The following is a 26,266-nucleotide window of genomic DNA, read 5'->3' on the forward strand; positions in this document are numbered from 1 at the left end:
TCTTTTCGTAGCAACCGCGCTATGCTTGGTGCTAAATATCGATTTATAAGAAGGTTCCCATATTCTGGCGCAGTGCCGCGCACTGTGCCCTAGTAACCGGTTAGATGACCCATGGAATGCTCGACATGGAATTAAGAGAGTGGTTAATCATTCTAGGACTGGCACTGGTTTCGCTAATCGTTGTCGACGGTGTGCGTAGGCTCCAGCGTCAGCGTCGTGTGCCCCGGCTAGACCAAGCGGTAAAGGATTTGCCGACCGCGAAGCTAGACGAGTTAGACGACGAGGCGAAAGAAGCCGAGATCAATTGGGAGCTGCCAAACGGCGGTGCTCGGGTGGTCAAGCCCGCCGACTACAGTGGGCTGGGGCAAAAACCCAAGCTCAAACGTCAAGAGCATCCTGGACCGTCCAAAGTGCTGTCGGATTTTCGTCGCTCGTTTGGCAAGTCGGCTGCCAAGCCCTCTTCGCCAGCCGCGCACACCGAACCCGCTGCCCGTGTATCTGCCGAACGACATGCAGTCACGCAGGAGGCGAAGCCGGAACCCCGTCGTGAGCCAAGCCTGTTTGCCGCGGACAATACCCAGGCAGCCAAGCACGAACCGCCCAACACTGCCGAGCCGACTCCGTCTGCCACTGCGGCCTCTGTGCCGCCCGAACCGGAAACGACACCGGCTGCCGCGCCTACGATGCGCGCCGTAGACGACGCCCCCGTTGCCAAGCCTGCCGAGGACGTTGCGCCTGCACAGCCTGACGTGCCGCCCATGACGACGGCGGAAACGCCCGTAGCAGAGCCCGTAACAGAAGAAACTCCCGCACGTTCTAAAGACTCGGCTGCCGATGAGCCGACACCGACCCTCGACCCAGAACCGGTGCTGCGCGCCGAGCCTGAAGATGCCGTGTTTGCCAAGCACGCGTCCGACGCTCCCAAACGCCGCCAACTGCGCGAAGAGACCGTTGGCGACCGCGAACTGGATGACGACGACATCGATGAGTATCGTCTGGTCGATTTCGAAGGTATCGGGCGCTCGTTCAAGCGCCGTATCATCGAGCGTCGCAAAGAGAAGGCCATCAAGAAGGCCGAAAAAGCCAAGCGTGCCGAAGCCTTGGCCAAGCAAAAAGCCGAGCGCAAAGCGCTGGAAGCCGAGCAGCGTCGTGAGGCCAAACAGGCCGCTGACGCTGAAAAAGCGCGTATCGCTCAAGAGAAAGCCCAGGCTCGCGAAGCCGCCGCCCACGACGCCGCTGCCAAACGTGAAGCGGTGCCGTCAGCGCCTGCGCTCGATGACTACGATGACAGCGCGAGACGCTACGAAGAGCACTACCAAGGCTTCGATGACGACTATGAAGAGACTTACGCGGCGCAGGACAGCGTCGTACGTGCCCACCCGACCTTGGAAAAGGCTCTGCGGCACGATGTAAACGGCGAACACGCCAAAGAGACGCTGGCCAGCGCCGAGGAAATGGTCGTCATCAGCGTGCTCTCCCGCGATCCCGATGGCTTCGATGGTGGCAAACTGCTCGAACTCATCATGGCCTGTGGGCTACGGTATAGCCGCACCATGGGCGTTTTCCACCGCTTCGAAACGGAAAGCCCGGACAGCGAGCTGCAGTTCTCGATGGTCAACGTGCTCAAGCCCGGTACGTTCCCCATCGAAGAGATGGACGAATTTGTCACCCCCGGCATCACGTTCCTGATGCCGCTACCCGGCGCGGTGGATAGCTCGGCGGCTTTCGAAGCCATGGTCGAAACCGCCATGGTGGTAGTGCGCCACATGGGCGGCGAGTTGAAAGATGAAAACCGCAGCGTCATGACGGCACAAACCATCGAGTTTGCCCGTCAGCGGGTGCACGAATTCGAACGTCGCCACCGTTTGCACCGCCAACTGCAGGCGCGTTAATCGCCGCGTTGCGCCGACACCCGCCTTCTTCCAGAAGGCGGGTGTTTTTGTTACTAAATGCCTGTTTATCTGTCTTCGGAATCTCTGAATGAGTCAGCCTGACCCCACCTTGCTGGAAGAGATCAGCCAACTGCGTGCCGATCTCGATGACGCCAATCACCGCTATTACGTCCTGGACGAGCCGACGTTAACCGACGCTGACTACGACCGTAAGCTGCAGCGCTTGACGCAGTTGGAGAGCGATCATCCCGAGCTGATTTCCCCGGATTCGCCCACTCAGCGAGTCGGTGCCGCCCCGGCAGAAGGTTTCCCCGAAGTGGCCCACGCCATTCCCATGCTGTCGTTGGATAACGCCTTTAGCCGTGACGACATAGCGGCCTTTGCCGAGCGCGTCGCGGAGCGTTTGGAGTGCCAAGCCAGCGAGATCGAGTTTAGCTGCGAGCCGAAATTGGATGGCGCAGCGGTATCGTTGGTGTATGAGCAGGGCGTGTTGGTTAGCGGTGCAACCCGTGGGGATGGCCGTACGGGGGAGGGCATTACCTCCAACCTGCGTACCCTGCGCTCGGTGCCGCTTAAGCTCATGGGTAAAAGCGTGCCTGAGCTGTTGGAAGTGCGCGGTGAAGTGATTATGCGCCACGCTGGCTTTGAAGCACTCAATGAGCGCGCTAGAGAAGAGGGCAGCAAAGTCTTTGCCAACCCGCGCAACGCCGCCGCTGGCAGCCTGCGTCAGCTCGACCCGCGCATTACGGCGACCCGTCCGTTGGAGTTCCACGCCTACCAAGCAGCACGCTTGGAGCCCGACTTGGGCGATGCCACCCACAGTGCGCTGATGGCCCGTTTATCCACTCTAGGCTTTCGCACCAGCGCGGAACTGACGACTCTGTTCGGCCCGGACGCGGTGGCCGATTACTGCGAACAGCTCGGTGAAAAGCGCGACCAACTCGGGTATGACATCGATGGCGTGGTGATCAAGGTCAACGACCTGCGCCACCAGCGGGAACTGGGCTTCGTTGCCCGCGCGCCGCGCTGGGCGGTGGCGTTCAAATTCCCCGCTCAGGAGGAAGTCACCACCCTCAACGATGTGGAGTTTCAGGTCGGCCGCACCGGGGCCATCACGCCGGTCGCCCGGCTGGCGCCGGTTACCGTCGCGGGGGTGACGGTTTCTAACGCCACGTTGCACAACGCCGATGAGATTACCCGCCTGGGCGTGATGATAGGCGATACGGTAGCGATTCGCCGCGCGGGCGATGTCATCCCCCAAGTGGTGCGCGTGGACGAGGAGAAGCGCCCGGCGGATGCCCGCGCGATTACTTTCCCCGATCACTGCCCCGTGTGCGGTTCGGACATCGAGCGTCTCGAGGGCGAAGCCGTGGCCCGCTGCTCCGGAGGGCTTTACTGCGCCGCCCAGCGCAAAGAGGCGCTAAAACACTTTGCCAGCCGGAAAGCGCTGGATATCGACGGCCTGGGCGAGAAGCTGATTGAACAGTTAGTGGATCAGGAGTGGGTGAAAACCCCTGCCGATCTATTTCATCTCAGCGTCGATCAGTTGAAGAGCCTGCCGCGCATGGGCGAAAAGTCCGCCACCAACTTGGTCAACGCGCTGGAAAAGGCCAAGCAGACCACGCTAGCGCGGTTCATCTACGCGCTGGGCATCCGTGAGGTGGGCGAAGCCACGGCGGCCAATGTGGCCAACCACTTCGGTACGCTGCAAGCGTTACAAGATGCCGAACTGGCTGCGCTGGAGGCGGTCAATGACGTAGGCCCCGTCGTGGCGGCGCATATCCACACCTTCTTCCGCCAGCCCCATAACCTGGAAACGCTGCAAGCGTTGATCGACGCAGGCTTGATCTGGCAAGAGGCCGAGGTGACGCAAGGTCCAACGCCGCTGGAGGGCCAAACCTGGGTGCTGACCGGGGCGATGGACAGCATGACCCGCGACGAGGGCAAGGCGCGGCTTCAGGCGCTGGGGGCCAAAGTAGCGGGCAGCGTATCGAAAAAAACCACTTGCCTAGTGGCGGGTGAAGCCGCCGGCAGCAAGCTCACTAAAGCCGAGCAGTTGGGGGTCGAGGTGATCGACGAAGCCACGTTCATCGAGCGTTTAGCCGCCTGGGAGCAGAGCGAATGAGCCGTTTTATCGAAGTTCCGGCGCGCATGCTGCCGCCGGAAACACTCACTGCGCTACTGGAAGCCTTCGTCACCCGCCAAGGGTACGACACCACCGATACCGGAGAAGGGATGAGCGGTTGGGTCGCCGAGCTCAAGCAGCAGCTTGACCGTCACGAGCTGATCATTGCCCACGACCTAGAGCTCGAAATGACCGAAGTAATGACTCTCGCCCAATGGCGCTCCTTTGGGCGAGAGTTGGCGGATGACGAGGAAGAGGGCGATTACTGAGCCCGCACCAGCGCGCTGATCAGCCGGCGCCCTGGATGAAGATGGTCCACCAGCGGCTGCTCGATGGGCAGCGGCTCATCGCAAAGGCGCGATGCGATGACTTCCGCACACAGCGGTGCGCTCGCCAGCCCCCGTGAGCCGTGGGCGGTGGATATCCACAGCCCTGGGTAGTGTTCACCGGTGGTAGACGGCACTTTCGAGGCATCTTTGCGCAGCACGGCATAATCTCGTTGCCACGCCGCCGCGTTGGGCACTGGCCCCGCATAAGGGGTTTTATCGGGGCTGGCGGCTCGCACCGCTGCCCGGCCTTCCAGCGCCTCTGGGCGTAACGCAACGCCGGAGGCCTCAAGCGCGGCCACCCACGCTGGCAGCGCCTGGCGTAATTCGTCGATATTGCGCTGGTGCTCTTCGTCGATGACGTGACTCGTCGCGTCGTTGGGAACGAAGCTCGCACCAAAGGTCAGTACGTTCTCGATGGGCGGCGACACATAGCCTCCCGCGCATACCACTTTATCCGGCGTCTGGGTGCCTTCTGGCAGCGTTAGCTCGCTGACCTGGCCCCGTACCTGCTGCAGCGGCAGCTCGGCGGTTTGGGCAAACCGGTTCGCCAGCGACGCCGTGGCGATCACCACGTGGTCGGCCTGTAGCCTCTCCCCGTTGGCCAGCGTGACCTGCCACGACGGTGCATGTCCCGCTGTCTGCGTCAGCCCGGTGACTTCGCCTTGCTGCACGGTGATGCGGTCGTGTTGCAGCCACTGCTCGCAGAGTCGCTTTGGCTGTGCCCATCCCGCTTGTGGATAGTAGAGCCCCTGGGAAGCCGAGACAGCCACGCCCGCTAGCTCGCTGAGCGTGTCGGTGCGTGATGCGACGACGGAGGCGGGCAGCGGGTGATGGGCCATGAAGCGCTGTTGGCGCGTGGCCTCTTTGTCGCTGAGTGCCAGTTGCACCACGCCGCACGACCGCCAAAGTGGCGGCTCCTGTGGATGAGCCGCTGCCAGTTGTTCAAACCGTCGCTGGCTGTAGAGAAGCCCCGCTAAATAGAACCGGCTCTGTAGGTTGGTATCCACCGCCAGCTTCACGTAGAGCGCCCCCTGGCGATTGCCGGACCCCCCCGCGCCTGGCGCTTCGCGCTCGATCACCGTCACCCGTTTACCGCGCTTGGCCAGCGCCGCCGCCACGCTGCTACCCGCCAAGCCTGCCCCGATGACCACCACGTGGGGTGAGTCGTGGTGAGCGGGGGGCGTGAACCAGGGGGTGACACTGCGCCGCGAATCCGAGGGGGGCGTGTCAATACCACCGGCCAGCATCTCTCGCTTACGGCCAAAACCTGGCACTTTCTTCCAGTGGAAGCCTGCCGCCTTTAGACCGCGCTTGACGATGCCCGCGCAGGTAAAGGTAGCGAACGTCGCCCCCGGGCGAGACCGAGCGGCCATGGCCTCGAAGAGCGCCGGTTGCCACATGTCCGGGTTTTTCGAGGGCGCAAAGCCATCGAGAAACCAAGCGTCCACCTGGCCGTCCAGCAGATCGAGTCGTTCGGTGGTGTCGCCAAAGTGAAGGTCGAGGGTGACACGTTCGCTTAAGTGTAAACGGTGAATACCGCTGACCGCGTCGGGCCAAAGGGCGCACAGCGCTTGTGAATAACTCGCTAACGAGGGCCAGGCGCTGAGCGCGCGCGTCAACGCTTCCCGGCTCAACGGAAATTTTTCTGTGGATAACAGATGCAGCCGCGCGCCCTCTGGAGCGTGCTGCTCGAAACAGGCCCAGGCGCATAGCATGTTCAGCCCGGTGCCAAAGCCCGTTTCGCCGATCACTAACGCCCGCGATGCCTGCCACGCCGCAAAGCGCTCTGGCAGCCGGTTCGCTCCCAAGAACACGTGCTCGGTTTCTGCACGGCCATCCTCACGGGAAAAATAGACGTCATCGAAGGCGTCCGAGTGGGGTGACGTGTCGTTCCAGGTGAGCTGCGGGGCGCTTAATGCCGCCAGCGGTGGCAGCGGTGGCAGGGGTGGGGCTTGAGTCGAGCGTTGAGTCACGCGGGCATCCGTGGGTGATGAATGGTTGGTTAAAAAATGATCAATTTGTTAATCGGGGCGCTATCTCTGGCTTATAGAAAAGCGTCCGCCGGGTGTTCACAGAGTTTTCCACAGGCTCTGTGAAAAAGCGGGCGGACCCTCCACACTCGCCTCAAAGGGTCAAGGCAAAACTTTTTTGAACGGCTTAACAATTACCTTGGCATAGACCCCTGCGATGATGTATGGATCGGCGTCTGCCCAGGCCTGAGCGTCCTCTAAACTGTCGAATTCCGCCACCACCAAGCTGCCGGTGAAGCCCGCATCGCCGGGGTTATCGGAATCGATGGCTGGGTGCGGCCCTGCCAAAATGAGCCGCCCTTCATCGCGCAGCTCTTCGAGGCGCGCTAGATGGTCAGGGCGAGCCGCCAAGCGGCGCTCTAAGCTGTTGGCAACGTCTTCACTGATAATGGCGTAAAGCATGGGGATAACTCCTTGAAGGCAGGGGCAGTGGCGACGCTGTCGACCAGGTCAACACATTGACCGCACCCCGGTTAGCGCGCACCATGGCGAGCTTGTTCGTGTTGTACACGCCTATTCTGACAAACTCGCCACACGGCGTCATGCTAATGCCACTACTTCCTAACGCTCTTGCGACTGTACTGCCCACCGCCTTCGATGCCGACCAGCGTTACACGGTGGATCTGCACATGCACTCAACTGCTTCTGACGGAGCGCTTTCGCCTGCTGAACTGGTGGCCTTGTGCGCTGAACGCGGTTTGACCCATATGGCGCTGACGGACCACGACACCATGGACGGCGTGGAAGAAGCGAGCCACGCTGCCCAACAGTCAGGGCTCTGCCTAGTGCCAGGGTGCGAGTTATCCACTCGCTGGCAGGGCATCAACATCCACGTGGTCGCGCTGGTGCCGGGTGGCCTGCAAGGGCCGTTGATCGATGGGCTCGAACGCCAGCGAGACGCGCGCATCAAACGCGCCGACGTGATCGCCGAGCGGCTGGAAAAAATGGGCCTCCCCAACGCCCTGGAAAAAGCCCGCGCCCAGGCAGGTAGCGACCGCCCGCTAGGGCGGCCTGATTTTGCCCGGGCGTTAGTAGCAGAAGGTGTGGTAGCCGATTGGGCCGGAGCCTTCAAGCGCTACCTGGGCAGTGGTAAAAAGGGCGATGTTAAAGCCCACTGGCCGGAGATCAGCGAAGCGGTCGGGTGGGTCGTCGCTTCTGGCGGGGTGGCCGTGCTGGCTCATCCGCTGCGCTACGGGCTAACCCGGCGCAAGCGCGGCCTGTTGATGGATGCCTTTATGGAGGCCGGTGGCCAAGGCGTGGAGCTGGTGAGTGGACAGCAAAACCCCGATACCACCCGCGACCTGGCGCGCCAACTGGTCGAGCGGTCGCTGTACGCCTCATTGGGCAGCGATTTTCACTTTCCCGGTAGCCACGCGGCCCCTGGCAGTATGAGCCCGGTGCCCCGCACCGCCGCGCCGCCGATTTGGCAACACCCCCGCTTGGCGCACCTGCGAGACGCCCCCAGCGGCATGCTCGCCCGCGGGTGCTAAGCGGCGGGATCAGCTACGCTGAAAGACATCCCCATGCTGACCAGGAGTCATCGATGAGCCAATATTTTCAAATACATCCAGAAAACCCGCAAAAGCGGCTAATCGACCAAGCCACCGAGATCATTCGCAAAGGCGGCGTGGTGGCGTACCCCACGGACTCGGGCTATGCGCTGGGCTGCCATCTAGGCGAGAAAAAGGCCATCGAGAAGATCAAATGGCTGCGCTCGCTGGATGACAAGCACAACTTCACCCTGGTGTGTTCGGATCTCTCGGAAATTGGCACCTACGCCAAAGTGGATAACGCCGTGTTCCGGCTGCTGAAGGCCCATACGCCCGGCCCCTACACCTACATTCTGGATGCCACCACCGAGGTGCCGCGCCTGCTGCTGCACCCCAAACGTCGCTCCATCGGCGTGCGGGTGCCCGACCACCGGATTACCCATGCGCTGCTCGAAGCGCTGGGTGAACCGCTGATGAGCGTGACGCTCATTCCCGTGGGTGAAGCGCTGCCGATGAGCGACCCCGAGGAGATTCGCGACCGCTTTGGTGCTCACTTAGACCTGATCATCGACGGCGGCGCTTGCCACCTCGATCCCACCAGCGTGATCGACCTGCGTGAACTGCCGCCGAAAATCGTGCGGGAAGGGCGTGGCGACATTACGCCGTTTCAAGATTGACACGCAAACGCGTCTACACGACGGGGGCGCTTAGCGCCCCCGTCGTCTTGCCGGAGCGCTACGAATCGCTCGGGGCTTCGTCGTCGGGATCGTCATCCTTTTTCTGCGCTTTCTTGCGCGGGTCTTCGCTATTTTCATCCAGCCAGGTGCCGCAGCGCAGACAGTAGCGGGCGCGCTTTTCATGGCGGTCATGGCCACACCCGGGGCAGGCCTCTTCCGAATACCGGTCTTCACGAATCGAGCGAATCACCTGGGCAGAAAACACCCCGGTGGGCACGGCGATGATCGAGTAACCAATCAGCATCAGAATGACGGTAATCGCCTTGCCCAGCGACGTGGCCGGCACGATATCGCCATAGCCCACGGTGGTCATGCTCACGATGGCCCAGTACATCGACATGGGAATGCTGGTAAAGCCCGCTTCCGGCGATTCGATGGTGTACATCAACGCGGCAAACAGCGTGACGACCATGAGAATGCTGCTGAAAAAGAGCAGAATTTGGCGCAGGCTGCGCTTGAGCGCATCCAGCAGTAGCCTGCCTTCCCCCACGAACTCCATCAGCCGCAAAATGCGGAAGATGCGCAGCACGCGCAGAATTCGCACGATCACCAGCCCATGCGCCCCCGGCACCAGTAGCACCAGCCAAGTCGGGATGATCGCCACGACATCGACGATACCGTAAAAGCTCTTGAGGTAGACCGTGGGGCGCTCCAGGCAGTAGAGGCGCACCAGCAGCTCCAGGCTAAACAGCAGCGTGAATGCCCACTCGATGTAGAAGAAGATATGCCCGTAACGCTCGGCATAGATCTCGATGCTGCCCAGCAAAATCACCGTCACGCTCAGCAGAATGGCGACGATCAGCGCAATGTCGAACGCCTTTGCCCCCGGCGTATCGGATTCGAAGATAAGGTGGAACAGCCGGGTGCGAAGTCCGTCGGCACCGGGAGTGAGTGGAAAGCTCATCGCGTCATCCTGAAGTAGGCTTAATCAATCGTGCAGTGTCGTTAGCGTAGCGCGGTTTCGTGAGCCAAGCGACGGGCCAGATTTAACGCAGCCACGCCATACGCCGTGGATGGCATGCCCTGGCTATCCAGCGCGCTCGGCAGCGTGGCGGCCTCGCTTCGTGCTGCGCCATCGAGCTGCGGATGCTGGGCCAGCGCATCCAAGGCCTGCTGTGCGGCGCTGAGGTGCGCCGCGTCTTGGCTGTCATGGTAGGCATCCAGCGCGACAGTGGCGCGGTGTAGCCATTCGGCAGGGCGCGTTGCGGCGGGTAGTGGCCACTGCTGGCGCCCAAGGGCGTTGCCACGCGCCGCCTTGCTGGTATCGGAAGGGCGCAGCGGTACGTCGCTGGCCAGCTCGACGGCGAGCGTCCACAGCGCCGCAGGGTCGCCCGCTTTCAGCTCCAGCTCCACCTCGCAAATGGGCGCACGCGCGCGACCGCAGACGATCTCCCCTTCATCCAGCACCAGCTCGATATGGCTGCCTTGCCATACCAATGGCCAGCTACGGCGTGTGAAATCGGTGCTCAATGTGGGGCGCAGCGCCGCGATGCACTCGCCCAGCGCGCCTTGAAACGGCGGCAGCTTGGCCAGTGCCGCTTGGTCTAGGTCGGCAGTCGGTACAGGCCACTCCCACTCCTCTCGGCTAGAGAGCCCGCCGCCGCCCTGGCCCGCCGTTTTGACGGTTTGCAGCACCTGCTGGTCGATGTTGCGCAGGCGCACGGCCACCCGCGCGGCGGCAAGATCGCCCGCCGGGGTGTCGAAGTAGGTGTTGGCAAGCCGCTGCTGAACCGGCGGCGTGGCCGCAAGAACGGGGTGGTGTAACAGCGCTGACAGCTGGCTGGGCGGCAGTGCCAGCTTGAGTTCCACCTCGGTGGGCGCTGGCGCGTTGGTTGACTCTTTCATGACAATCGCCACCTCAATATTGTGACATTTTGGTTAATTTTTGATGACATTATGAACTTTTCATGACGGCGGCGGACGCACTCTTTATACTGGCGCCCGCCATTTCCAGGCTCCCCGAAAACAGGCTAAAGGCTATATGGTAACCTCCAACCCTTTTTCCGCGATGTTTGGCCGCTCGCCATTCCAGCCGTTGCTGGCCCACATCGTCAAGGCCAATGAATGTGCCGACCAACTGCTGCCGTTCTTCGAGGCAACGCTGGCCGGTGATTGGGACACGGCAGCGGAACTGCGCGAGAACGTCACGCGCTTAGAGCACGATGCCGACACCCTGAAGACAGAGCTGCGGCTGAACCTGCCGAACACCATGTTCCTACCCGTCTCGCGCTCCGACCTGCTCGATTTGATCAGCGTGCAGGACAAGATCGCCAACAAAGTGCGCGACATTACCGGCATCATGCTGGGCCGTAAAATGCGCGTGCCCAACGAACTGGCCGAGCCGATGCGCGACTACATGCGCACCAGTGTGGCCTGCGTGGCCCAAGCGCGCCAGGCGCTGGAAGAGTTGAAAGACCTGCTGGAATCCGGTTTTGGTCGCAACGTTTCCGATGTCATGCAGAACATGATCCGCGAACTGCACACCCTCGAACACCAGGCCGACAGCCAGCAGGTGGCGATTCGTCGTCAACTTTTCGAGCTGGAGAGCCAGCTACCGCCGGTGGATGTGATCTTCCTTTACAAGATCATCGAGTGGGTCGGTGAAGTTTCTGACCGCGCAGAACGCGTGGGCAGCCGCCTGCAGATTTTGACCGCACGCTAAGGGAACCTCATGCAGATTATTGCCCAGCACGGTGACATTTTTATCATTCTGGCCTGTTTGTTCGGCTTCTTCATGGCGTGGGGCGTGGGTGCCAACGATGTCGCCAACGCCATGGGAACCTCGGTGGGGTCGAAAGCGATCACCATCAAACAGGCGATCCTGATTGCCGTCATTTTTGAATTCTTGGGTGCCTGGCTGGCGGGTGGCGAAGTCACCAACACCATCCGTAAAGGCATCATCGACCCCGAACTGCTTCAAGAAGACCCGCAGCTACTGGTATACGGTATGTTGGCTGCGCTGCTGGCCGCCGGTACCTGGCTGCTGGTCGCTTCCATGAAAGGCTGGCCCGTATCCACCACGCACTCCATCGTCGGGGCGATCGTGGGCTTCGCGGTGGCGGGCTTGGGCGCGTCTACCGTGGATTGGAGCGCGGTGACCAAAATTGCCGCAAGCTGGGTCGTGTCCCCGCTGCTTGCCGGTACCATCGGTTTCGTGTTGTTCAAATCGGTCCACCACCTGATTTTCGAGAACGACAACCCGTTCACCGCCGCCAAACGCTACGTGCCGGGCTATGTGTTCCTGGTCGGTTTCATCGTCGCCATGGTGACGTTGACCAAGGGCCTCTCCCACGTGGGGCTCGACCTCACTTTCAACCAGAGCCTGTTGCTCTCGATCTTGCTGGGTCTGGTGATCATGGGCATCGGGATGCTGATGCAGCGCCGCATCAAGTTCGAAAAGAGCGCCAACGACCATTTTGGTTACGCCAACGTAGAGCGCGTGTTCGGCGTGCTGATGATCTTCACCGCCTGCGCCATGGCGTTTGCGCACGGGTCTAACGACGTGGCCAACGCGGTGGGCCCGCTGGCGGCAGTGATCAGCGTGGTGCAAACCGGCGGCGAAATCGAAGCGTCGGCGCTGGTGCCCTGGTGGGTCCTGGTACTGGGCGGCGGCGGTATCGTCGTGGGCTTGGTGACTTACGGCCATAAAGTCATCGCGACGGTTGGCACCGGCATCACCGAACTCACGCCGAGCCGTGGTTTCGCGGCCACGCTGGCGGCGGCAACCACGGTGGTGCTGGCCTCGGGCACCGGCCTGCCGATCTCGACCACGCACACCCTGGTAGGCGCGGTGCTGGGTGTAGGGCTGGCGCGGGGGATGGCGGCGCTTAACCTGCGCGTGATTGGCACCATCGCCATGTCCTGGCTCATCACGCTGCCCGCCGGGGCTGGCTTGGCCATTCTGTTCTTCTTCATGTTCAAAGGCATGTTTGGTTAATCACCGGATGTCATCGTGCCCGGTTGGCCAAGGCTAACGGGCACCTCCCCAGCGGCACCTTCTCGCAAACGGTCTTTGCATAAGATCTTTGCAACGGAAGGTGCCGCTGTTTTTGGTGCTCTGTTAAAGTAAATAGCGACATCTTCATTCACCTGCTGCCGGAGAGCGGCCCTTGGACACTCGTTTCCCCTTTGTAGATTGGTTTCGTAACGCTTCCCCGTACATCAATGCGCACCGGGGGCGAACCTTTGTCATCCTGATCGAAGGCGAAGCCATGGCCTCTGGCCGAGGGGAGCAGCTCATTCAGGACTTGGCGTTGCTACACACCTTGGGGGTCCGCCTGGTCGTGGTGTTTGGCATTCGCCCACAGGTGCATGAAGCGCTGACGGCCGCCGGTGTCGAACCCACCCGAGTGGATGGCCGCTGGGTCGCGGATCGCGCCGTGATGGCCCACGTCGAGCAGGTCGCGGCGCACCAGCGGCTATGGCTGGAAGCGCGGCTTTCCCTTGGCTTGCCCAGCACGCCGCTGCACGGCGTAGAACTCAGCGTGATTTCCGGCAACTTGGTCACCGCCAAGCCGCTGGGCGTGCGCGAAGGGGTGGATTTTGACCACAGCGGCGAAGTGCGCCGGGTGCGCGCCAGCGCCATCGAGGGGCTGCTGGAGAAGGGCTCGCTCGTGCTGCTGCCGCCGCTGGGGTTTTCCAGCACGGGTGAAGTGTTCGATTTAGATGCCTCGGAGGTCGCCCAACACGCCGCTGTGGCTCTAAAGGCCGATAAGCTGATTTTGCTGGGCGAATCAGAAGGGCTGGAGGACGAGCAGGGCGCGCTACTGCGCCAGCTGTCTCCCTTTGAAGCCGAGCCACGCCTGCAGCATGCCGTGCCGGGCAGCGAATTAGCGCGGCATTTAAGTGCCGCCTGCACCGCCGCCCGTGAAGGCGTCGCACGCACGCACCTGCTCTCGTGGCGCAATCACGACGCGCTGCTGGGCGAGCTGTTCACCCGTGACGGCGTGGGCACCATGATTACCCAGCACCGCTACGAGCAGCTACGCCCCGCCACGCTCAACGACGTAGCGGGCCTGCTGGAGCTGCTGGAGCCGTTAGAGCGGCGCGGCATGCTGGTGGCGCGCTCCCGCGAACGACTCGAACACGAGATCGACGATTACATGGTGATCGAACGGGACGGCATGGTGATCGGCTGCGCGGCGCTCCACGTCTTCCCCGACACCACCGTGGGCGAGCTGGCCTGTGTCGCCGTTCATGGCAACTACCGGGGCGGCGAACGCGGCGAACGGCTGGTGGAGGCCCAGGAGCGCCGGGCACGCCAGCGCGGGCTGTCCGACATGTTCGTGCTCACCACCCACACGGCCCACTGGTTCGTCGAGCGCGGCTTTCGCCCGGCAAGCCTAGAAGACCTGCCGCCGTTGAAGCGCGAAGCGTACAACCATGCTCGTAAATCCAAGGTGTTGGTGAAAAATCTGGCGGGATGAAAGTGAGTGGAAAAAGGTGAGTGGTGAGTGGCCGGGGCGGCTACGCCGCCCCGGAAGGCTGCTCAAGTATTGAGAATCACACCGCCGTTCAAGTGCATGGTTTGGCCGCTCATGTAAGACGACTCCTCGCTGGCCAAGTAGACGTAGGCCGGGCCGATTTCGCTGGGTTGGCCGGGGCGCTTCATCGGCACTTGGTTACCGAATTCCGCTACTTTGTCGTCCTCGAAGCTGGCCGGGATTAACGGCGTCCAGATGGGGCCGGGGGCCACGGCGTTGACGCGAATGCCTCGATCCATCAGCGACATCGCCAGCGAACGCACCAAGCCCTGAATAGCGCCTTTGGTAGCGGTGTAATCGATCAGCGTGTCGTTGCCCTTGAACGCGTTGATGGACGAAGTGGCAATGATCGTATCGCCCTCGCTCAGGTGGGGCAGCGCCGCTTTGGTCAAGTAAAAGTGGCTGAAGATATTGGTTTGAAAGGTTCGCATGAGCTGGTCGTCGGGGATCTCGGTAATGTCGTCCCAGTCGTACTGCTCGGCGGCGTTATTGATCACGATGTTGATCTTGCCAAACTCCTGCTGGGTACGGTTGACGATCTCCCGGCAGAAGCTGGGCGCGGCCACATCGCCTTTCAGCACCAGACAGCGGCGTCCTTCCGCTTCCACTAGCCGTTTGGTTTCCTCGGCATCCTGGGTCTCTTTGAGATGCACGATAACGCTATCCGCGCCTTCACGGGCATAGTGGACGGCCACAGCGCGGCCAATGCCGCTGTCGCCGCCGGTAATGATCGCCACTTTATCCAGCAGTTTGTCAGTGCCGCGATAGCTCTCGCGAATGTACTCCGGCTCCGGGCGCATGACGTGCTCATCGCCGGGCTGCTTGTTCTGGTGCTGTGGGGGCTGCTGCTGTTCGCTCATGTGCGGTCACTCCTTTGCGTGCACGAATCGCTTCGATCTGCCGGCAGGGCCACCCCTCTCCAGGGCGGCTGGCTGCCAGCGGGGAGCTTTCAACGTAGACCAAAGGCGAAGGGAAGGGCAAATGACACAGCGCCAGCGGCGGCTGGCATAGTCAGAATTAATAAAGGCTATTTAAACAGCTCATCTACGGCGCTATAGAATGGGTTTTTCGCTAAAGTCATGATTTTTATTGTGTTTTTAGCGTTTCTTGTCGCTGTGCTGACGATGTGTGGATTGCCGCGCTGCATGGCAATCAACCTGCCAGCAGCTATAGTGAGGGAGGCCTGTCCCTAGCCATGTGTAGACAGCCGCTTTCTCGACCACCAAGGAGTAGGAGGAACTATGTCTCCGGATAAAGACGACCAGAAGAAAGACCAGCGCGACGACCATCACGACGATGCGAACCCCATGCCCGACACGCACCACGTCAATCCGGATAGCGATGACGAGTCGGAGAAAAAGTAAGCCCATCCCCGCTACCGAACAGGCGCTGTCAACAGCGCCTTTTTTATGGGCACCGTCAGCGATATGGCTGGCGACCGCCACCTTCTTAACCTTTGTTGCGGCCCAGCATGCGCTGGGTTAATTCGGCGGTGTGGACATGGAAAGGGGCCCCAGGCTCGCTATAGTTCTGGTGAGGTTTCACAGACACGGAGAACGTCACCATGAACGATCAAGGACCGCATCACGACGCCACGGACCATCACGCCGGTCATCACCACCCTGACCACGAAACGCTGAAGCAGAAAGGTCAGCAGAGTGCCGATGACATCAAAGAGGCCGCCCGCGAACAGGCCGAAAGCACGTTCGAGCGCCAGCGAGACACCGCCGCCCAGCACACCCATACCTTAGGCACAGTGCTCAAGAACGCGGCGGATGAGTTTGACCGCCAGCAGCAACCTTTCTGCTCGGAACAAGCCCGAAAACTGGCGGATCACACCGAGCGCTTTTCGCAACGCATGCGGGATAAAGACCTTCACAGCCTCTGCCGAGCTGCCGAGGATTACGGCCGCCGCGAGCCGGCCATGTTCATTGGCGGCGCCATTGCCGCGGGCTTTTTGGTCACGCGCTTTCTGCGCAGCTCCCCCGATAAAGCCCCTGCGCCCGCCGCGTCCTCCGAAACGGCGGTTCCCGACCAAACGCTTTAACCAGGTGTTCACCACGCGCTTACATCACACGTCATGCAGGAAGCGGGAGACCAAGAATGGAATCAGAGAGCCAAAAAAGCAGCTCGATAGGCACGCTGCTATCCACGTTACTCAACGAAGTGACCGCGCTGGTGCGCGGCGAGGCGGCACTCGCCAAAGCCGAAATGTCGGAAAAAACCCATCAAGCGATGGCAGGCGTGGGAGCCGTTGCCACGGCAGGCGCGGTGCTGTTGGGCGGGTTTCTCACGCTGCTGGCAGCGCTGGTCATGCTATTGAACGGCGTGCTGCCACCGGAAACGCGCCCGTGGCTGGCAGCCGTAGTCGTCGGGGTCGTGGTCACGCTGGTGGGCGTAGTCATGCTCAAAGCGGGGCTGAAAAAAGTGCGTGCCCAGGGGCTGATGCCGAACCGCACCATGAATAGCCTGCGCAGCGACAAAACGCTGGCCAAGCAGCATCAGCAGCACGTCAAGGAGGAGGTGAAATGAGCGAGCGCGATACTTCACACAGCCAGGCACAGCGTGACCCGGACGAGATCGAACAAGAGATTCACCAATCCCGCGAGCGGCTGGATGCCACGCTGCACCAAATCGAAGAGCGCTTTTCGCCCGAACAGTGGCTGCACACCACCTATGACTACCTGCGCCACGGCGGTGCCAACGAGTTCTTTGCCAATTTGGGCACGACGGTGAAGCAAAACCCCGTGCCCACGCTGCTCACTGGCGCAGGGTTGGGCTGGCTGATGCTGCGCCAATCGAATGGCCCTGATCGGCATCGCCACGCCCACGGCCATGCCACCGATGTACACCCAAGGCCAACACCGCCGGATGAGGTGGTAACCCCGCCCCGCGCCAGCGCCGGGCAGCACGACCCGCGCAGCGACGCGACTGGCACGGGCATCAAAGATCGCGTTCGGCATGTGGGCCACAGTGCTCACGGGGCGGCACAACAAGTCGGCGAAAAAGCGCACCAATGGGGAGGTCGTATGCACGATTCCATGTCTCACGCCCAGCAGGGCACACAACACCGCGTCGATCACATGAAAGAGCGCGCCCACCACGCCAGCGACCGCTCTTCGGACTTCATTCAAGAGCACCCGCTGGTGGTTGGCGCACTAGGGTTTGCCCTAGGGGCGGCGCTTGCCAGCATGAGCGCTATGACGCGCAAAGAGAATGAAACCCTGGGCGAGTACCGCAACCAAGCCATGGATCAAGCGACCAAAATGGGCGAGGCGCAAGTGGATAGAGCGCAGCACGCGATTCACGACAAAGCGGAATCGGTCAAACAGCACGCTCATGAGCAGCGCGAACAGAGGCATAAAGAGGATGATAACCCCACCCAGCATAACGAGCCGGTGTTAGCGGGTTCCAGCACGCCGTCGGGCAACACTCAGGGCGCAGGGACTAATGGCGCCACCCCCGGCAGCGTCCACCCCACGACCCCAGGGGCGACTACCACCACGTCAACCTCGGAAACGCGCAAACCGCCGCTGCCATAGCGGTGACACCTGCTCATTCGCGCGTTTCTCTCATCAACCAAGCCACGGCGCTAGTTCTTGTAGCGCCGTTTTACTTCAACGTTGAGGCGACCTTCGCCCAGGCGCAGTTTGAGCAGTTGGCCGGGCTGGGTGTCGTCGGCGCGGCGGATGACTTGGCCTTGGGCATCTTGGGCAATGGCGTAGCCGCGGCCGAGTACGGCCAGCGGGCTGACGGCGTTTAGCTCGCGGGCGGCGCTGTGCAGGCGTGCTTGCCGCGTTTCCAACAGGCGCTGCATGGCGCTGGCTAAACGACGCTGTAGGCTGTTTATACGCTCGCTTTCGGCGCGGTGCAGCCGTGCCATATTCTGGCTGGTCAGGCGTCGGGTGAGCTGGGCCGCTTGGGCTTTTTGTTGGGCGAGGGTTTGCTGCATGGCGCGGGTAAGGCGCTGCTGCAGCGTAGTGAGGTGCTGGCGCTGGCGGGCGAGCTGTTCGCCGGGGTGACGAAGGCGGGCGCGTAGGGTATCTAGCCGCTGGCTATCGCGTTCTAACCGCGCCTGCATGCTTCGGTGCAAACGCTGCTCCGCTTGAGCGAGCTGGCGCTTGAGGGCGTGTTGGTCGGGCACTAGGCGCTCGGCGGCGGCGGACGGAGTCGGGGCGCGCATATCGGCGGCAAAGTCCGCCAGGGTGACATCCACCTCGTGGCCCACCGCTGACATCACCGGCAGCCGGGAGTGAAAAATCGCCCGCGCCAGATGCTCGTTATTAAACGCCCAGAGATCTTCCAGGCTGCCGCCGCCACGGGTGATCAGCACCACATCTTGTTCGGGGTCTAGCCGCGCCTGCCGGTTGAGCAGGCCCAGCGCCGAGATCATCGCCGGGGCGGCTTCAGCGCCCTGAACCGGTACGGGAATCAGCGTTACGTCTGCCAGCGGCCAGCGGGCGGCCAATACGGCCAGCACATCGCGAATGGCCGCCCCAGTGGCGGAGCTTAAAATCAAAATCTTGCGCGGTGGAAAGGGCAGGGGGCGCGTATTGGCGAACACGCCTTCGCCTTCCAGCTGCGCTTTCAAACGCTCGAAGGCCGCCAGCAGCTCGCCGAGGCCAGCGGCCTGCACCGCTTCAGCAATGAGCTGATAATCGCCCCGTGGCTCGAACAGCGAGACCCTCCCGCGCAGCTTCACTTGGTCGCCATCGCGCATGGGAGCGGCCACAAAGCGCGCTCGCTGACGGAACAGCGCACAGCGAATCTGCGCCCGGTCGTCTTTTAAAGTGAAATAGATATGCCCCGAGGCCGGGCGAGACACGTTAGAAAGCTCGCCCTCTACCCACACTTCCCCCACGTCGCGCTCCAGGGTTTGCTTGGCGCGCTGGTTGAGTTGGCTCACGGAGAGCGCTTTGGGAGTGGGTGATGTGCTTGTCGATTCCATCGTTGGCCTTGGTGATCATTTCGTGGATGACACGATACCTCAAACGAGGTGCGTAAGCCTTGCCAGCGCCGCTTATGCTTGCGCGACCCCCAGCGTCATTAGCAATTGGTATAAGCGCAACCGCGTCTCTGCATTGCTGGGGCGGCCCTCAAAACGTTATAATAGGCGATTAACTTTTCACGCCCCATCTTCCCACTTCTCAATGGGTGTTGCCGCTATGCTACGTATGGCCCAAGAAGCGCTTACGTTCGATGACGTACTCCTCGTTCCCGGCTTCTCCGACGTTCTGCCAAAGGATGTCAGCCTCAAAACCCGCCTGACCCGCAATCTCTTCCTGAATATTCCCCTGCTTTCCGCTGCAATGGACACTGTCACCGAAGCGCGTCTAGCGATTGCGATGGCTCAGGAAGGCGGCATCGGCATCATCCATAAGAACATGACCATGGCGCAACAGGCCGCTGAAGTGCGCAAGGTGAAGAAGCACGAAAGCGTCATCGTCAAAGACCCGGTCACCGTTAGCCCCAAAGCCAAGCTGGAAGACCTGCTGGCCATGGCCCGCGAATACGGCTTCTCAGGCTTCCCGGTGGTGGAAGGCGAAACCCTGGTCGGCATCGTGACCGAGCGTGACATGCGTTTCCAGCCGAACCACGGCGACAGCGTGGCCGATATCATGACCCCCCGCGAGCGTCTGGTCACCGTACCGGAAGGCACCGAGCTCGAAGTCAGTAAAGCCAAGATGCGCGAACACCGCATCGAGAAAATGCTGATCGTCGATGACGCCTTCCACCTGCGTGGCCTGGTGACTTTCCAAGACATCGAAAAAGCCCGCACCTACCCGATGGCCGCTAAAGACAGCGACGGCCGCCTGCTGGTAGGCGCAGCGGTCGGCACAGGCCCGGAAACCCCGGACCGCGTAGCCGCACTGGCCGAAGCAGGCGTTGACGTGATCATCGTCGATACCGCCCACGGCCACTCCCAGGGCGTGATCGATCGCGTTCGCTGGATCAAAGAGCACTTCCCACAGATTCAAGTGATTGGCGGCAACATCGCCACCGCCGCCGCTGCCAAAGCGCTGGCGGAAGCAGGCGCAGATGCGGTGAAAGTCGGCATCGGCCCCGGCTCCATCTGCACCACCCGCATCGTGGCAGGCGTAGGCGTACCGCAAATCACCGCCGTTTCCAACGTGGCCGAAGCGCTGAAAGAGTTCGACATTCCGCTGATTGCCGATGGTGGCGTACGCTTCTCTGGCGACTTGGCGAAAGCCATTGCCGCTGGCGCCAGCGCCGTGATGGTCGGTGGCCTGCTGGCCGGTACCGAAGAAGCGCCGGGTGAAGTCGAGCTTTACCAAGGCCGTACCTACAAAGCCTACCGCGGCATGGGTTCCATGGGCGCAATGTCCCAGAACCAAGGCAGCGCCGACCGCTACTTCCAAGACAAAGATGCCGGTGCCGAAAAACTGGTACCGGAAGGCATCGAAGGTCGCGTGCCCTATAAAGGCATGATGGGCGCCATCGTCCACCAGCTGATGGGCGGCCTGCGCGCCTCCATGGGTTACACCGGCTGCCGCGATATTCAAGAAATGCGCACCAAGCCGGAATTCGTACAAATCACCGGCGCTGGCTTTAACGAGTCCCACGTTCACGACGTGCAGATCACCAAAGAAGCCCCCAACTACCGGGTGAGCTAACCAGCGCATTAAGTTACACGGCGGCGGGCATTGCCCCGCCGCTTGCTTTTTAGCCAATGCGGCCCGTTCCGCGTTATAGAGGCTCCGCCATGAGTGACATTCACGCCCATAAGATCCTGATTCTCGACTTCGGCTCCCAGTACACCCAGCTGATCGCCCGCCGGGTTCGCGAAATCGGCGTATTCTCCGAAATCCGCGCCTTCGATATCACCGAAGAAGAGATTCGCGAATACAACCCCAACGGCATCATCCTGGCCGGTGGCCCGGAATCCGTCACCGAGCTGGATTCCCCCCGCGCCCCGCAGTGCGTGTTCGAAATGGGCCTGCCGGTATTTGGTATCTGCTACGGCATGCAAACCATGGCCGAGCAGCTGGGCGGCAAGGTAGAAGGCTCTAACCAGCGTGAGTTTGGCTACGCCCAGATTCAAATCGACGCCGAGACCGCGCTGTTCAAAGACATTAAAGACCACGTAGACGCCGCCACCGGCAACGCGCTGCTGGATGTATGGATGAGCCACGGCGATAAAGTCGCCAAAGCCCCCGACACCTTCACCGTGACCGCCTCTACCCCAAGCTGCCCGATTGCGGCCATGGCCTGGGAAGAGAAGCAGTTCTACGGCGTACAGTTCCACCCGGAAGTGACCCACACCCTACAAGGCCAGCGGATTCTTGAGCACTTCGTGCTGGATATCTGTAAAGCCGAAAAGCTGTGGACGCCCGCGCAAATCATCGAAGACCAAGTACAGCGCGTACGCGAGCAAGTCGGCGACCGCCACGTACTGCTGGGTCTTTCTGGCGGTGTCGACTCTTCCGTTGTGGCCGCGCTGCTGCACAAAGCGATTGGCGACCAGCTGACTTGCGTGTTCGTGGATAACGGCCTGCTGCGTAAGAACGAAGGCGACCAAGTAATGGAAACCTTCGCCAAGCATATGGGCGTAAAGGTAATTCGCGTCGACGCCGAAGAGCTGTTCCTGGAGAAGCTGAAAGGCGAGAAAGACCCGGAAGCCAAGCGCAAAATCATCGGCAACACCTTTATCGACGTGTTCGATGAAGAAGCCAGCAAAATCGAAGGCGTGGAGTTCCTGGCCCAGGGCACCATCTACCCGGACGTGATCGAATCCGCTGCCTCGAAAACCGGCAAAGCGCACGTGATCAAATCCCACCACAACGTGGGTGGTCTGCCGGAAACCATGAAGCTGAAGCTGGTCGAGCCGCTGCGCGAACTGTTCAAAGACGAAGTGCGCAAACTCGGCCTGGAACTCGGCCTTCCCTACGATATGGTGTACCGCCACCCGTTCCCTGGCCCCGGCCTGGGCGTGCGGATTCTTGGTGAAGTGAAGAAAGAGTACGCCGACATTCTGCGCGATGCGGATGCCATCTACATCGAAGAACTGCGCGCCGCCGGTTGGTACGAAAAAACCAGCCAAGCCTTCGCCGTGTTCCTGCCGGTGAAATCGGTAGGTGTCGTAGGCGACGGCCGCCGCTACGAATGGGTCATCGCGCTACGCGCTGTCGAAACCATCGACTTCATGACCGCCCGCTGGGCGCACCTGCCCTACGAGCTGCTGGAGAAGGTTTCCAACCGGATTATCAACGAGTTGGAAGGCGTTTCGCGGGTGACCTATGATGTGAGTAGTAAGCCGCCTGCTACTATTGAGTGGGAGTGAGCCCAACTCATTAACATAAACATACTGAAAAGGGTGCTTGCTAGGCACCCTTTTTTTGAATATCTTGACGACATATTGTATAAGCCTAATAATTATTTATATAATTTTTCGGTTTAAAGTGGCTTTTAGTAAAGTTTAGGGGAGCGTATGTCTGATTTTGATCAAATGAAAGATTTTATAGACAAGCCATCTAAAGAAATATTTTCAAAAACTTTTGAAAATATTTCTTTTAAAAGTTTCGATAATGATTATATAGAACAGCTTGGTAGAAGTAAGAAGAAGGCATCAGTTAGTAATTGTACTTTTAGGTCTACCATTTTTGTGGATTGTTACTTTAATGGTGTGGTTTTTAAATGTTGCGACTTTACCAGTGCTAAGTTCATTGATTGTAATTTTAAAGATGCAAAATTTGTTCAGTGCGTTTTTAATTATGCTTCTTTTAGAAGGACAATTGTTGATTCTTCAGAAATATTGGCTAACTTGCCCAGAGAGCCTAATTTATGTAGAGATTTGTTAAGGGTGTTGCGCGTAGATGCACGTGAACTGGGTAATGTTGAAGATGAGAGTGTATACATTCGAAAAGAAATAGAGGCAAGTAACCTTTTTTATATTTCTGCTTTTAAAGGAAGGGAAGATTGGTATAGGAAGAAGTATAGTGGTATGGATAGAGTCTTGTTTCTTTTTAAATGGATGCAGTCAATGTTTTCAGGGCTTATCTGGGGCAATGGCGAAAAGCCAGCTAGAGTACTTTATTCCTGCGTTTTTACAGTTTTATTGATTTCTTTGTTGTTGGTTTTTTATGGGTATAATGAAGGGCAGTTTAGTTCTGAAGACACTATTTATAGTGGTTTTGCTGTTGCTTTTAAGCTTTCTGTTAGTGAGTTTTTAGGGATACCGTATGATTCCGATCTTTTTAATCTAAAGGTTCCATTTGTTATTTCCGTGTTTTCCTCTTTGGCGAGGTATATTTTTATAGGCCTGCTTGTTTCAGTTATGTTCCGTAGCTTCTCTAGGCGATGAATAAATGAGCAATATAATATATCTTGGATACTTTGGCTCGGTGGTTAGATCTGATTGTGATGCTCGAAGTGATGCAGATGTTTTGTGTGTTATTGAAAATGATGTAAATTTTGATGAAGAAAATTTGCGTAAATGGATTGTAGAGAAAGTTGTTGTTGACAGAGTCTTAGATATTTCTATTTATAGTAGTAGTCGTTTGATTGAGATGTGGAATGAAGGGCACCTTTTTGCCTGGCATATTTATTTAGAGTCTCGTCCTTTCGATGGTTACGAGTTGTTTGTTTCTCAATTGGGAGCTCCCGATAAATATAATAACGCAGTTGCTGATATTCTTAGGTTGAATCAGTTGTTGCTTGATGTAAGGCTTTCGTTGGGCAATGAAATTGTTTCTAAAGTTTATGAGGCGGGGCTAATTTATGTCGCAGCTCGAAATATTGGTATAAGTGCATCTTGGTATTCTAAGGAAGGTTTAGATTTTTCGAGATTGTCTCCATATTCATTAGTTTTTAATGAAAAAAAATTGGGTTTACCTATCCCCAAAGAAAGTTATGCTAAACTCATTAAAGCGAGGCACGCGTCGATGAGAGGTGGCATATCACCATATTTAAGTATTAATGAACTAATAAGTATGTGTGATGCTGTACTGGATTGGTCTAAAGAGATATTGGATTTTCTGGAGAAGTGTCATGAGTAATTTTTTAGAAAGAAGCAGGCTTGAAAGAAATGTAATAAATTTAGTAAATGGGAGGTTTCAAAATTATGCTGAGTTAAGTGGTTTGTCCAATTTGGCAATAGTCAGATGGAGTGAGGAAATAGATCAATCTTCATCAATTAATTTTGATAGGTTACAAGAGATCGTTTCTATTTTGTTTGAGGTGTCTCAACGCATCAGTTCTGACTCTGACTCTAGTAAACACATATTCATAAATAATTTATTTGATAAAAATAGTACGATAGATATCTGTCTGGATCAACTCAAGGAAAAATTAGTTTTTTAATATCTCATGATAGTGCTCTTTAGCTCTCTAGTTTATTTTTATTAATACTTGGTTTTATTGCTAAAACTGCGTTGTATGAATTTTGAAAGCTCATTAAAAATCTCTTTAATGTGCATTTCTAGTATATTGCTTGATGTAGTTTAAATGTTTTGAAGAAATGTGCCTGATAGTAGAGCTGGCGTCATGACAATCGTTCTATACCAAGTATATACCTTTGCCTCAAAACCCTTTGACGGCAACCCTACAGCAGTGTGCCCGCTAGAGACGTTGTTGGATGATGCTCTGTTGCAGGCCATTGAAGCGGAGAATGGCCTTTCCGAAACTAGTTTTTCGTCTCTAATTAGGCGTATTATCATCTGAGCTTGTTTACACCTTTGGTGGAGACGAATCTGTACTGCTGCGATTCCTTAGCTGCAGTAACGCTGTACGATGTAAGCGCTGCTGCAAAGCGTGCTACGGAAAAACGCGGCAAGTATGATAATGAATGGTGGTGTCCCTGAAATATTTGCACCGAATAACGGTAGAGCGTTAGCGAGTGATTGTTAAGTGGACGACATCTCAACACTCCCTAACTAGCCTATGAGATGAATACCCACAATGATCGGCTCACATACCTCTGAGAGCAGCAACATAGGCCGCAGTTTGAGCGGAATGGGCCTGTGCTGTGAGTTAACCAGAAACCCTATCGCAGTTGTCGTGGTACAGCGGCGCATCGGTGCCTAGCGCTAGGCGCTCGGTGGCGCTGTTGTAGTAAAAGTGGCCATGCTCAACGTTGGCAAGGTGATAATCCCCGCACACTCCATAGCCCTTGTTGACGCGCTTTAAATGCAAGATGTCGGCCTGTGTTTGGCTGCCGAGGTGTTCCGATATGCTTGCGGCGATGTGCGCATCACGCTGGGCCTCGGAGTAGGCTTGGCCGCCGAATATCAGGCCCGCCACGATGAAAATGGCGACGACGGGAATCCATAGGTTATGCGTAGCGTGCCCAGTGAGTTGGTGTGGTGTGCATGATGCCAGTAGGCAAAGTAGTTAGCAGGATAATAACGGGTTGCTGGTTTAGCTGCACTGATGGGTGTGGGCTGCGTGCGTTGCTGTTGAATGCCTCTCGCAGATTGAATAAGCTGCCTGCCGCTAAAAAGCCCTATTCAACCCTCCGCATCATCCCGAATCGCTATAAAAATGGCGTTTACGTGCCGCCCACGGCTTCGGGGTAACTTTATGGATGAACGCAAATGACGCTTGAGCATTTGGTGGCGAATTATGGCAGCTTCGGCTTTTTCGTGGGGGCGAGCTTGGAGGGCGAGGGCATCGCGATGCTGGGCGGCATCATGTCTCAGCAGCACCTAATCGGCGTTTGGCCCGCTATCATCGCCCTGGCATTGGGCTCTTTCCTGGCGGATCAAGTGTTCTTCCTGCTTGGGCATGGAGGGCGCAATAGCGCTATCGTTCGTTCGGTGCAGGGGAGCGCAGCGGGTGGGCGTGTAGTGACCACGTTCAACGCCCACCCGGACGTTTTCGCGTTCTCCTTGCGCTTTCTTTATGGGCTACGCACGGCCGGTGCGGTGACGATTGGAACGACCGATTATCCTTGGTCACGATTTATCCTGCTTAATGCTATTTCAGCGTTAATCTGGTCGGCCGCCTGGGTCACGCTCGGTTATATGTTTGGTCAGGCCCTTGCGCCCCTTTTTGAGCGATTAAGCGGCCTTTCCCATTTTGTGTGGGCGGGTGTTGCCGCTGCCCTTTGCATCGCGGTAGTGGCCGTGATGGCTACCAGGCGGAGACGAACTCAGCGCTTAACGATGCGCGATTGAGTTTAATGCCTTCGCCAGAAACGGCATTACCCGAAACGTTCGGCAA

26 protein-coding genes are annotated in these 26,266 nt (G+C 58.6%); 19 read left to right on the forward strand and 7 right to left on the reverse strand.

Annotated elements, in window-relative coordinates:
• Positions 1 to 125: 125 nt before the first annotated feature.
• The 3 genes from zipA (at position 126) to CTT34_RS03910 (ending at position 4,286) form a co-directional block, all read left to right on the forward strand.
• Positions 126 to 1,892 carry a cell division protein ZipA gene (gene zipA / locus CTT34_RS03900; protein WP_159341260.1) on the forward strand — a complete coding sequence of 589 codons (1,767 nt, stop codon included), beginning with the start codon at positions 126 to 128 and terminating at the stop codon, positions 1,890 to 1,892.
• A gap of 88 nt (positions 1,893 to 1,980) precedes the next feature.
• Positions 1,981 to 4,017, forward strand: a complete 2,037-nt coding sequence (gene ligA / locus CTT34_RS03905; RefSeq protein WP_159341261.1) for an NAD-dependent DNA ligase LigA — start codon at positions 1,981 to 1,983, stop codon at positions 4,015 to 4,017.
• Positions 4,014 to 4,286, forward strand: a complete 273-nt coding sequence (locus tag CTT34_RS03910) for a YheU family protein (protein ID WP_044629984.1) — start codon at positions 4,014 to 4,016, stop codon at positions 4,284 to 4,286. The genes ligA and CTT34_RS03910 overlap by 4 nt, the downstream gene beginning before the upstream one ends.
• Here CTT34_RS03910 and mnmC read toward each other — a convergent pair.
• Both mnmC and CTT34_RS03920 read right to left on the reverse strand, forming a co-directional pair.
• Positions 4,280 to 6,319: a bifunctional tRNA (5-methylaminomethyl-2-thiouridine)(34)-methyltransferase MnmC2/FAD-dependent 5-carboxymethylaminomethyl-2-thiouridine(34) oxidoreductase MnmC1 gene (mnmC, locus tag CTT34_RS03915; protein WP_159341262.1), complete on the reverse strand. Its 2,040-nt coding sequence runs from the start codon at positions 6,317 to 6,319 to the stop codon at positions 4,280 to 4,282. The genes CTT34_RS03910 and mnmC overlap by 7 nt on opposite strands.
• A gap of 159 nt (positions 6,320 to 6,478) precedes the next feature.
• Entirely contained in the window at positions 6,479 to 6,778 is a 300-nt protein-coding gene (locus CTT34_RS03920; protein ID WP_159341263.1) for a YciI family protein, read from the reverse strand.
• A 146-nt stretch (positions 6,779 to 6,924) separates the two neighbouring features.
• On the opposite strand from CTT34_RS03920, the gene CTT34_RS03925 reads away from it, so the two are divergent.
• Both CTT34_RS03925 and CTT34_RS03930 read left to right on the forward strand, forming a co-directional pair.
• Complete coding sequence (locus CTT34_RS03925; RefSeq protein WP_159341264.1) at positions 6,925 to 7,866, forward strand: PHP domain-containing protein; 942 nt, start codon at positions 6,925 to 6,927, stop codon at positions 7,864 to 7,866.
• Positions 7,867 to 7,919: 53 nt separating this feature from the next.
• The gene (locus CTT34_RS03930) at positions 7,920 to 8,543 is read left to right on the forward strand and encodes an L-threonylcarbamoyladenylate synthase (protein WP_159341265.1); all 624 of its coding nucleotides are present in this window, start codon (positions 7,920 to 7,922) and stop codon (positions 8,541 to 8,543) included.
• Between the two features lie 58 nt (positions 8,544 to 8,601).
• Here the strand turns inward: CTT34_RS03930 and CTT34_RS03935 are convergent, their stop codons facing one another.
• Both CTT34_RS03935 and CTT34_RS03940 read right to left on the reverse strand, forming a co-directional pair.
• Positions 8,602 to 9,507, reverse strand: coding sequence for an ion transporter (locus tag CTT34_RS03935; protein WP_159341266.1), 906 nt, complete (start codon positions 9,505 to 9,507; stop codon positions 8,602 to 8,604).
• Between the two features lie 41 nt (positions 9,508 to 9,548).
• Entirely contained in the window at positions 9,549 to 10,448 is a 900-nt protein-coding gene (locus CTT34_RS03940) for a CYTH domain-containing protein (protein WP_159341267.1), read from the reverse strand.
• A 136-nt stretch (positions 10,449 to 10,584) separates the two neighbouring features.
• Between CTT34_RS03940 and CTT34_RS03945 the strand changes: the two genes are divergently transcribed.
• The 3 genes from CTT34_RS03945 (at position 10,585) to argA (ending at position 14,029) form a co-directional block, all read left to right on the forward strand.
• Complete coding sequence (locus tag CTT34_RS03945; protein WP_159341268.1) at positions 10,585 to 11,265, forward strand: TIGR00153 family protein; 681 nt, start codon at positions 10,585 to 10,587, stop codon at positions 11,263 to 11,265.
• A 9-nt stretch (positions 11,266 to 11,274) separates the two neighbouring features.
• Complete coding sequence (locus CTT34_RS03950; protein WP_159341269.1) at positions 11,275 to 12,540, forward strand: inorganic phosphate transporter; 1,266 nt, start codon at positions 11,275 to 11,277, stop codon at positions 12,538 to 12,540.
• A gap of 172 nt (positions 12,541 to 12,712) precedes the next feature.
• Entirely contained in the window at positions 12,713 to 14,029 is a 1,317-nt protein-coding gene (argA, locus tag CTT34_RS03955; protein WP_159341270.1) for an amino-acid N-acetyltransferase, read from the forward strand.
• 62 nt (positions 14,030 to 14,091) lie between these two features.
• On the opposite strand, the gene CTT34_RS03960 is transcribed toward argA, so the two are convergent.
• The gene (locus tag CTT34_RS03960) at positions 14,092 to 14,946 is read right to left on the reverse strand and encodes an SDR family oxidoreductase (protein ID WP_159341271.1); all 855 of its coding nucleotides are present in this window, start codon (positions 14,944 to 14,946) and stop codon (positions 14,092 to 14,094) included.
• 381 nt (positions 14,947 to 15,327) lie between these two features.
• On the opposite strand from CTT34_RS03960, the gene CTT34_RS18565 reads away from it, so the two are divergent.
• The 4 genes from CTT34_RS18565 (at position 15,328) to CTT34_RS03975 (ending at position 17,628) form a co-directional block, all read left to right on the forward strand.
• Positions 15,328 to 15,450 carry a hypothetical protein gene (locus CTT34_RS18565; RefSeq protein WP_285262795.1) on the forward strand — a complete coding sequence of 41 codons (123 nt, stop codon included), beginning with the start codon at positions 15,328 to 15,330 and terminating at the stop codon, positions 15,448 to 15,450.
• Positions 15,451 to 15,650: 200 nt separating this feature from the next.
• Positions 15,651 to 16,133 (forward strand): hypothetical protein, encoded by a 483-nt coding sequence (locus CTT34_RS03965; protein WP_159341272.1) that lies wholly within the window; start codon positions 15,651 to 15,653, stop codon positions 16,131 to 16,133.
• Positions 16,134 to 16,189: 56 nt separating this feature from the next.
• The gene (locus CTT34_RS03970) at positions 16,190 to 16,618 is read left to right on the forward strand and encodes a phage holin family protein (protein ID WP_159341273.1); all 429 of its coding nucleotides are present in this window, start codon (positions 16,190 to 16,192) and stop codon (positions 16,616 to 16,618) included.
• Positions 16,615 to 17,628, forward strand: a complete 1,014-nt coding sequence (locus CTT34_RS03975; protein WP_159341274.1) for a DUF3618 domain-containing protein — start codon at positions 16,615 to 16,617, stop codon at positions 17,626 to 17,628. Before CTT34_RS03970 ends, CTT34_RS03975 begins: the two co-directional genes overlap by 4 nt.
• A gap of 50 nt (positions 17,629 to 17,678) precedes the next feature.
• Here CTT34_RS03975 and xseA read toward each other — a convergent pair whose 3' ends face one another.
• The gene (xseA, locus tag CTT34_RS03980; protein ID WP_159341275.1) at positions 17,679 to 19,034 is read right to left on the reverse strand and encodes an exodeoxyribonuclease VII large subunit; all 1,356 of its coding nucleotides are present in this window, start codon (positions 19,032 to 19,034) and stop codon (positions 17,679 to 17,681) included.
• Positions 19,035 to 19,251: 217 nt separating this feature from the next.
• Here xseA and guaB point away from each other — a divergent pair, with 217 nt between their 5' ends.
• From guaB to CTT34_RS18405, 6 genes are all read left to right on the forward strand, one after another.
• Positions 19,252 to 20,721, forward strand: coding sequence for an IMP dehydrogenase (gene guaB, locus CTT34_RS03985; RefSeq protein ID WP_159341276.1), 1,470 nt, complete (start codon positions 19,252 to 19,254; stop codon positions 20,719 to 20,721).
• 89 nt (positions 20,722 to 20,810) lie between these two features.
• Entirely contained in the window at positions 20,811 to 22,388 is a 1,578-nt protein-coding gene (guaA, locus tag CTT34_RS03990; RefSeq protein WP_159341277.1) for a glutamine-hydrolyzing GMP synthase, read from the forward strand.
• A 147-nt stretch (positions 22,389 to 22,535) separates the two neighbouring features.
• Positions 22,536 to 23,408: a pentapeptide repeat-containing protein gene (locus CTT34_RS03995; protein ID WP_159341278.1), complete on the forward strand. Its 873-nt coding sequence runs from the start codon at positions 22,536 to 22,538 to the stop codon at positions 23,406 to 23,408.
• 4 nt (positions 23,409 to 23,412) lie between these two features.
• Positions 23,413 to 24,102 carry a nucleotidyltransferase domain-containing protein gene (locus CTT34_RS04000; protein ID WP_159341279.1) on the forward strand — a complete coding sequence of 230 codons (690 nt, stop codon included), beginning with the start codon at positions 23,413 to 23,415 and terminating at the stop codon, positions 24,100 to 24,102.
• Positions 24,095 to 24,406, forward strand: coding sequence for a hypothetical protein (locus CTT34_RS04005; RefSeq protein WP_159341280.1), 312 nt, complete (start codon positions 24,095 to 24,097; stop codon positions 24,404 to 24,406). The genes CTT34_RS04000 and CTT34_RS04005 overlap by 8 nt, the downstream gene beginning before the upstream one ends.
• A gap of 183 nt (positions 24,407 to 24,589) precedes the next feature.
• Positions 24,590 to 24,766: a PhzF family phenazine biosynthesis protein gene (locus tag CTT34_RS18405; protein WP_254436451.1), complete on the forward strand. Its 177-nt coding sequence runs from the start codon at positions 24,590 to 24,592 to the stop codon at positions 24,764 to 24,766.
• Positions 24,767 to 25,075: 309 nt separating this feature from the next.
• On the opposite strand, the gene CTT34_RS04015 is transcribed toward CTT34_RS18405, so the two are convergent.
• Entirely contained in the window at positions 25,076 to 25,345 is a 270-nt protein-coding gene (locus tag CTT34_RS04015; protein WP_254436452.1) for a hypothetical protein, read from the reverse strand.
• 293 nt (positions 25,346 to 25,638) lie between these two features.
• Here CTT34_RS04015 and CTT34_RS04020 point away from each other — a divergent pair, with 293 nt between their 5' ends.
• Positions 25,639 to 26,220: a DedA family protein gene (locus CTT34_RS04020; protein ID WP_159341281.1), complete on the forward strand. Its 582-nt coding sequence runs from the start codon at positions 25,639 to 25,641 to the stop codon at positions 26,218 to 26,220.
• Positions 26,221 to 26,266 lie beyond the last annotated feature (46 nt).

It is taken from the genome of Halomonas meridiana (assembly GCF_009846525.1).
Lineage (GTDB): Bacteria > Pseudomonadota > Gammaproteobacteria > Pseudomonadales > Halomonadaceae > Vreelandella.

Bases quoted from the DNA above. Each gene is read 5' to 3' on its own strand.
- zipA (WP_159341260.1), top strand. From the start codon at position 126: ATGGAATTAAGAGAGTGGTTAATCATTCTAGGACTGGCACTGGTTTCG.
- ligA (WP_159341261.1), top strand. From the start codon at position 1,981: ATGAGTCAGCCTGACCCCACCTTGCTGGAAGAGATCAGCCAACTGCGT.
- CTT34_RS03910 (WP_044629984.1), top strand. From the start codon at position 4,014: ATGAGCCGTTTTATCGAAGTTCCGGCGCGCATGCTGCCGCCGGAAACA.
- CTT34_RS03920 (WP_159341263.1), bottom strand. From the start codon at position 6,778: ATGCTTTACGCCATTATCAGTGAAGACGTTGCCAACAGCTTAGAGCGC.
- CTT34_RS03925 (WP_159341264.1), top strand. From the start codon at position 6,925: ATGCCACTACTTCCTAACGCTCTTGCGACTGTACTGCCCACCGCCTTC.
- CTT34_RS03930 (WP_159341265.1), top strand. From the start codon at position 7,920: ATGAGCCAATATTTTCAAATACATCCAGAAAACCCGCAAAAGCGGCTA.
- CTT34_RS03935 (WP_159341266.1), bottom strand. From the start codon at position 9,507: ATGAGCTTTCCACTCACTCCCGGTGCCGACGGACTTCGCACCCGGCTG.
- CTT34_RS03940 (WP_159341267.1), bottom strand. From the start codon at position 10,448: ATGAAAGAGTCAACCAACGCGCCAGCGCCCACCGAGGTGGAACTCAAG.
- CTT34_RS03945 (WP_159341268.1), top strand. From the start codon at position 10,585: ATGGTAACCTCCAACCCTTTTTCCGCGATGTTTGGCCGCTCGCCATTC.
- CTT34_RS03950 (WP_159341269.1), top strand. From the start codon at position 11,275: ATGCAGATTATTGCCCAGCACGGTGACATTTTTATCATTCTGGCCTGT.
- CTT34_RS03960 (WP_159341271.1), bottom strand. From the start codon at position 14,946: ATGAGCGAACAGCAGCAGCCCCCACAGCACCAGAACAAGCAGCCCGGC.
- CTT34_RS18565 (WP_285262795.1), top strand. From the start codon at position 15,328: ATGTCTCCGGATAAAGACGACCAGAAGAAAGACCAGCGCGACGACCAT.
- CTT34_RS03965 (WP_159341272.1), top strand. From the start codon at position 15,651: ATGAACGATCAAGGACCGCATCACGACGCCACGGACCATCACGCCGGT.
- CTT34_RS03970 (WP_159341273.1), top strand. From the start codon at position 16,190: ATGGAATCAGAGAGCCAAAAAAGCAGCTCGATAGGCACGCTGCTATCC.
- CTT34_RS03975 (WP_159341274.1), top strand. From the start codon at position 16,615: ATGAGCGAGCGCGATACTTCACACAGCCAGGCACAGCGTGACCCGGAC.
- xseA (WP_159341275.1), bottom strand. From the start codon at position 19,034: ATGGAATCGACAAGCACATCACCCACTCCCAAAGCGCTCTCCGTGAGC.
- guaB (WP_159341276.1), top strand. From the start codon at position 19,252: ATGCTACGTATGGCCCAAGAAGCGCTTACGTTCGATGACGTACTCCTC.
- guaA (WP_159341277.1), top strand. From the start codon at position 20,811: ATGAGTGACATTCACGCCCATAAGATCCTGATTCTCGACTTCGGCTCC.
- CTT34_RS03995 (WP_159341278.1), top strand. From the start codon at position 22,536: ATGTCTGATTTTGATCAAATGAAAGATTTTATAGACAAGCCATCTAAA.
- CTT34_RS04000 (WP_159341279.1), top strand. From the start codon at position 23,413: ATGAGCAATATAATATATCTTGGATACTTTGGCTCGGTGGTTAGATCT.
- CTT34_RS04005 (WP_159341280.1), top strand. From the start codon at position 24,095: ATGAGTAATTTTTTAGAAAGAAGCAGGCTTGAAAGAAATGTAATAAAT.
- CTT34_RS18405 (WP_254436451.1), top strand. From the start codon at position 24,590: ATGACAATCGTTCTATACCAAGTATATACCTTTGCCTCAAAACCCTTT.
- CTT34_RS04020 (WP_159341281.1), top strand. From the start codon at position 25,639: ATGACGCTTGAGCATTTGGTGGCGAATTATGGCAGCTTCGGCTTTTTC.